At 34.5% G+C, this 5,828-nt stretch carries 9 protein-coding genes; all 9 read right to left on the reverse strand.

Annotated features, from left to right (window positions below; all coding sequences use genetic code 11):
* Positions 1–29 precede the first annotated feature (29 nt).
* On the reverse strand, positions 30–437 hold the full coding sequence (locus ACH2CJ_RS10965) for a cation-transporting P-type ATPase (RefSeq protein WP_394992844.1): 408 nt from the start codon (positions 435–437) through the stop codon (positions 30–32).
* A gap of 198 nt (positions 438–635) precedes the next feature.
* On the reverse strand, positions 636–1,169 hold the full coding sequence (locus ACH2CJ_RS10970; protein ID WP_394992845.1) for a hypothetical protein: 534 nt from the start codon (positions 1,167–1,169) through the stop codon (positions 636–638).
* Positions 1,170–1,382: 213 nt separating this feature from the next.
* Positions 1,383–1,448 (reverse strand): heavy metal-binding domain-containing protein, encoded by a 66-nt coding sequence (locus ACH2CJ_RS10975; RefSeq protein ID WP_394992852.1) that lies wholly within the window; start codon positions 1,446–1,448, stop codon positions 1,383–1,385.
* Between the two features lie 101 nt (positions 1,449–1,549).
* Positions 1,550–1,660, reverse strand: coding sequence for a heavy metal-binding domain-containing protein (locus ACH2CJ_RS10980; RefSeq protein WP_394992846.1), 111 nt, complete (start codon positions 1,658–1,660; stop codon positions 1,550–1,552).
* A 19-nt stretch (positions 1,661–1,679) separates the two neighbouring features.
* Positions 1,680–2,117 carry a hypothetical protein gene (locus tag ACH2CJ_RS10985; RefSeq protein ID WP_394992847.1) on the reverse strand — a complete coding sequence of 146 codons (438 nt, stop codon included), beginning with the start codon at positions 2,115–2,117 and terminating at the stop codon, positions 1,680–1,682.
* 247 nt (positions 2,118–2,364) lie between these two features.
* Positions 2,365–2,667 carry a four-helix bundle copper-binding protein gene (locus tag ACH2CJ_RS10990; RefSeq protein WP_394992848.1) on the reverse strand — a complete coding sequence of 101 codons (303 nt, stop codon included), beginning with the start codon at positions 2,665–2,667 and terminating at the stop codon, positions 2,365–2,367.
* Between the two features lie 41 nt (positions 2,668–2,708).
* On the reverse strand, positions 2,709–5,102 hold the full coding sequence (locus ACH2CJ_RS10995) for a multicopper oxidase domain-containing protein (RefSeq protein WP_394992849.1): 2,394 nt from the start codon (positions 5,100–5,102) through the stop codon (positions 2,709–2,711).
* Positions 5,103–5,319: 217 nt separating this feature from the next.
* Positions 5,320–5,490: a hypothetical protein gene (locus ACH2CJ_RS11000; protein ID WP_394992850.1), complete on the reverse strand. Its 171-nt coding sequence runs from the start codon at positions 5,488–5,490 to the stop codon at positions 5,320–5,322.
* A gap of 118 nt (positions 5,491–5,608) precedes the next feature.
* Positions 5,609–5,828 (reverse strand): hypothetical protein (locus tag ACH2CJ_RS11005; protein WP_394992851.1); only part of this gene is annotated, 220 nt, incomplete at its 5' end.

The following is a 5,828-nucleotide window of genomic DNA, read 5'->3' on the forward strand; positions in this document are numbered from 1 at the left end:
GATGCTCTTAATCTAAAAGCAAATAAGGTTCAATAAGTAATCTTAAACAGACTTTCTTGAAATAAGAAGTGCTTGCCCCACACTTTTTGATGCACTCCATTCATGGAGCTGCGGGCTTGCATTTCCATCAAAAAACCAATCAATGCATTGACCAAAATTACCACCAAAATAGCGATTGCTTCAATATAATCTCGAAAATATAGTGAAACCGCCGCCCCAAAAACCAATAAATACACAATTGGACTTTTGAATTGCTCGAGCAAAATCAACCAAATACTTTTTTGTTTTTGAGCAGTGTAAATGTTTAGTCCAAATTCGTTTGAGCGTTTTTTTGCTTCTGAATCGCTCAGTCCTGTTTCGGCATTTGTTTGAAAAATGGATAAAACTTCGGCTACTGAAAGTGTGTGTGTATCGTTGGTGGAATATTTTATTTTCATTAGAATTGACTTTTATTTCTATTCTATATTCTCTTTTGCTTTCTTCTTGAAAAAACTGCTTAATAAAAAATTACGCATTTAAATAGACAATATGTGTTTTGTAACTATTTGATAATAAGTGTTTTATGATATTTCTCTATTTGCTTGCTTACCTGTTTCTCTGAAAGACTTATATATTTCACATATTATTTGTGTCCGTTATGTTAAATATTTTTTAAAACCACGGAAACTTAAAAAGTAGGTAAGTAAAGGCAATATCATAAATTGCAGTACAGGAGAAATACCAACATTTATATAAGGAATAATTGGCATAGCATCGGCATACACCCAGCTACCCAATGATAAATGCCTCATTTCTGACAAAATAGCACCTGTTCCGCCAGTTAGTATGACAAATATTATTTGCTGTGTATTTAAGAATTCTACCCAAAACATATTTTTCAAAATAAATGCAAATCCCAAATAAAGTAGCAAAACCATGATGGCATCGGCAACCGAAGCCAAAGCACAATATGCGATAAAATTTTTACTATAAGAAGAGCCTTCATAAAGTGGCATTTGGATAAGTTCCCAACCAAGATTCAGCAAAAATGCAAGAATAGCTACCCTAAAAGCAAATAGTTTGAAAGTCTTCTTATGGGTACTTTGCTTCAATAAATAGAAATATAATATAATTACCAAAGTCAAAGCAATGACTGGAACTAAAAACATAATGGGTTTTAAATTATTCATCGGGAATGTTTTTTAAACTGTGTCAGGGGTGTTTTCTAAACTTTGTCAAATTTTTGAGCGAGTTGTAAATTTTGATTTATATTATCCTCCTACTTATCACCGAGACAAAACGCAATAAACTAACACCCAAATATTTCTAATCAAGGCAAAACCTATTGTTTGTCTTGATTGGAAATAGCTATTATATCCGTAAATAGTTCATCATTTTACCTATTACCACTGTATCGAAACTAAATTCATTCCACAAATCGAACACTCACCCGATGCATCTCTTACAATTTAGGGGTGCATCGGGCAGGTGTATTGGCTAAAAGAAGCTATTTCGGATTTTTTTGTTTCCATTTTAATATCAGAAGTATAATCAAACCACCAAAAAAAAGCTATTTTACAGGCACAGTTAATGGCATGCCACATACTGAGCATTTTTCATTTAATTTTCCTTGAACATTTGGGTGCATTGGGCAAGAGAATGTGTTTACGTTATTTTCCATTTTATGAAATATTTAGAAATTATTGATGTTTTGAATGGTCTACTGGTTTTTTGGTGTTCTTGTCTTTCATTTTGCTCATATCCATTTTGTCGTGCTTCATTTTTTCCATCATGTCCATCATTTTTGGGTCGTCCATCATGGTTTTGCACATGGTTTTCATCATAGTTGAATCTGTTTTACAAGCTTCCATCATGTCGTCCATCATTCCTTTCATCATTTCAGGCTTATCTTTCATCATTTTCATCATGGACTTATGGTTTTCCATCATCATTTCCATACCATTTTCTCTATTCATCATTTCTGTCATCATTTGTTTATGCATATTTGCATCGTTGCTGATTAAAGAAATAATTTCTTTGCGGGTCGTTTCATCCGCCAATAGTTGATTTGGGGTTTTTGCTGATTGGCAAGAAGAAAAAAAGACTATAAAGGCGATTAGTACAAGAGTAGTTTTCATTTTTTTAGTATTTAAATTGTTTTACAAAGCAAAATTTCTATTTTTCAACCAATAATTCTATGATTAAAATCATGTCGAAAAAGATTTATTATCATTAATTTTAGATTAATAGAAGGTGTATATAATTGAATGTTGAATTGTTATAATTATTGAAAAGACTTACATATTTCACATATTTGTTCTAAAAATTCCTTAATTCTCTTTGCAAAACCTCATTTTTGAATGTTCTGCAAAGAGAATTATATTATTACATTTTACACGCTTCGGCACATTTTTTACAAGCATCGGCACAAGCCTTGCAATGGTCGCCATGTTTTTCACATTCTGCCATACAAGCCTCACAACATTTTACGCATAATGCACAAATATCATCGCAGAATTGTGAATCTCTGGCACATAATCTTGCACATAATGCACAGATGTCGGCACAATCACGACAAGTTTTTAGACACTCTACCATGCCACCCATGTTGATGCACATAGTTATACATTTTTCGCACTCAATCATGCAGGCTACGCAAGCCTCTATACACATTTTTTTGTCTTTCATTTCTTTGTTTAAATTATGAAAATTATTGTTAAAAAAGAATACTAAAATTTAAAACTCAAACCGCCACCTGCGGTTTTGTAACGGGTATCATAATTGGCAAAAAGTGAGGCATTTCTGGTCAAAACATAGTCCAAACCTACGTGCAAGCGAGTGTAGCCTTCGATTAACCATTGCCCCTCAAACTCAAAACCTAACCTTCGGGTAAGTCTTTGTTGCCCTGATAATTGTAGCCGTACATTCCCTCTTGAATCAAGTTTTACTTCGGAATCAATGAGAAAAGGTAATAAATACCTTATTCCAATGACTGGTCTAATTATTTTGGAGTCAATATTTGAACCTGCTTCGCCCGATGGTTTCCGAAGAAAAAGCTCGTTTCCAGCATCTACGCCACCAAAAACCCTAAAATATTGTGTCAAATATCTTTCATAGTCCAAGTCAATCTCATAATCTCCTTTCCAATTGGCATCAGCACTTAAAATGAAAGCATTTCTGTTGTTTGAGCGGTTCATTTTTAAGTAATTATTGGTAACTCCTATATCAATATTTCCCCAAAAGAAATAGGCATTATCGTTCATAGATGCCATAAATTGTGGGTGCATCGGGGCAATATCTGCATCGGGAGTATCGCCCTCATAACTTATCACCCTTGCCATTCCCATAGCCATGTGATACAATAAATGGCAATGAAAAATCCAATCTTTTTCATCGTCTGCCAAGAACTCAATCGTAATACTTTCCATTGGGGCAAGGCTAACGGTATGTTTCAAAGGCGAATATTCGCCTTGCCCATTCAATACCCTAAAATAATGACCATGAAGGTGAATAGGGTGAAACATCATGGTTGTATTGACCAAATTAAAGCGGATAATTTCGCCTCTTTTTATGTTGATAGTTTCTTCACGAGACATGGGCTTGCCGTTGAACCCCCAAATATATCTTCGCATATCGCCCGTCAATTCAAGCCTGATTTCACGTAATGGGCGATTTTCAGGAAAAACGATTGGCTCAGTAGATTTCAAGTTTTGATAATTACTCGTATTGTATTCACCCAAATCCATACTCATTCCTTCCATGTCTTCGCCACCTTTCATGTCCATTTTTTTCATGTCATGGTCTTTCATATTCTTCATGTCATGTTTTAGAGAATCCATATTTTTCATGTCTATTCCCTTCATATCGTATTCTTTTTGGGGATTGGAATTTTCGATGCTTGAATAAGTAGGAAAAGTTTTAACATGATTCCCTTTCATTTTCATGGCATTCATATTCATTGACGACATGGTGCGGGTCATTTCGTATAAATTAGGTTTGGGCATTGTTGGTGCTTCCATTTTCATTCCTTTTCCCAAAAAAAACGAAGCATAGCCCGAACCATCTTGGGCAGTTGCCCTAATTTCATAAGCCATATCGTTGGGAATTGTCAGAATAAAATCAAAGGTTTCGCCCATGCCCATCAACTGATGACTTACTTTTATGGGTTGAATATCTTGCCCATCATTTGACATCATTTCCATATCGCCACCCGCAAAATTGACATTGAAATAAGAAGAAGTTCCTGCGTTGATAACCCTAACTCTAATTTTTTCATTAGGCTTTACATCTTCTAAACTACTGGTAGTCAATCCATTAATAAAAAATTTATCGTAAGAAATGTCAGAAATATCCATCGGTGGCATTCTTTGAAATGATTGCTTCAAATAAGCTCCCAAAGCCTTGTTTTTGATAATTCTGTCCAGACTTTGAATATTATTCTTGCGAATCGAATACCACTCATTCCTTCGTTTTAGGTTTTTCATGATACTTCCAGCACCCTCATCTGCCCAATCTGAAATCAATAAAACTACCTCTTTATCAACCTTAATTGTTGGCTTTTTTGGTTGAATTACAATAGAACCATGCAAGCCGATTTGCTCCTGTATATTGTGGGCGTGGTACCAATACGTTCCCGATTGGAGAATTGGAAAGCTAAAAGTATAAGTTTCACCTGCTAAAATTGGGGGCGTATTGAGGTAAGAAACCCCATCTTGACGGTTGGGGACTAAAATACCGTGCCAGTGAATGGAAGTTTCGGTTTTGAGCTTATTATGAATCCTGATTATGGCAGAATCTCCTTCGGTAAATTGTAAAGTTGGTCCTGCAATTCCGTTGTTTATTGCGATGGCAGTCGCTTTTTTACCAGTATAATTAACTTCTTTATAATCTATATTTAGGTCATACTCAACGGTTTTGCCCGAATATTTCACTAAATTTTGAGCAACGATTCTTGAAAGTGGAAGAGTATTATTTTTTAAATTATTAGCAGAAATATTTCTCTTTGAGGTTGATGAAGTGCCTTCTTTTTGAGGTTTTTGCTTGGTTTTGGGCATATGATGACCTTCATGTTGAGCAAAAATATTGGAGCAGATTATAGATAATAGAAAGATTGTCTTTTTCATTTTGAGTCGTGTAATTTATCCCATGAAAGAACTTTCATCTTGTAAAGGTGAGGTGTTTCGTGGTGAGAAGTGTTACACAATTCTATGAAAGACTTACATATTTCACATATTTTTAACTATATTTTTGATTAAAATTCCCATTTATTCCTTCAATTTTAGCTTTAATAGCTAATGCTTAGAGAGTAAATGAATTAAATGAAATTCAGTCATTGAGATTTCAAAATTCCGAGCCAGGCGAAGCGTCAATGGCTGAATTCCGTGATTTTTCCACTCTGTCGTTTTGAGTTACAGGAATTTGCCAAACTTTTGGCAACGTATGGCTGTCAGTATTTTTCTGATTAATCTTCTTAACTTTTAGTTGGGAAGGGGTTTTTTTTAACTCTTTCATGTTTTCTATTATTTTAAATACTTTTAAATTATTACCCAACAAAGGTGAAGAATCTGCAATGGAATATGTTACACAATTCTATCAAAGACTTACATATTTCACATAATATTTCTATGAATTAAGGAAATTCGCTTGGTTCTGGCAATTCGTGAGGCGGGATTTCAGTTGGCTTCTGCTGAGGGTTTTCTATCGGACTCTCGTCTGGATATATTTCGGGAACAATTTCTGTGATTGGCTCTATTTCTGGCAGTTTTGCAGGGTACGGAATTCCAATTGGTTCTTTTATTTGATTATTTATTCTTTTACGTTTCATGGTATTTAATTTATTTAGAAGAATA

The organism is Emticicia sp. (assembly GCF_043780375.1).
GTDB lineage: Bacteria > Bacteroidota > Bacteroidia > Cytophagales > Spirosomataceae > Emticicia.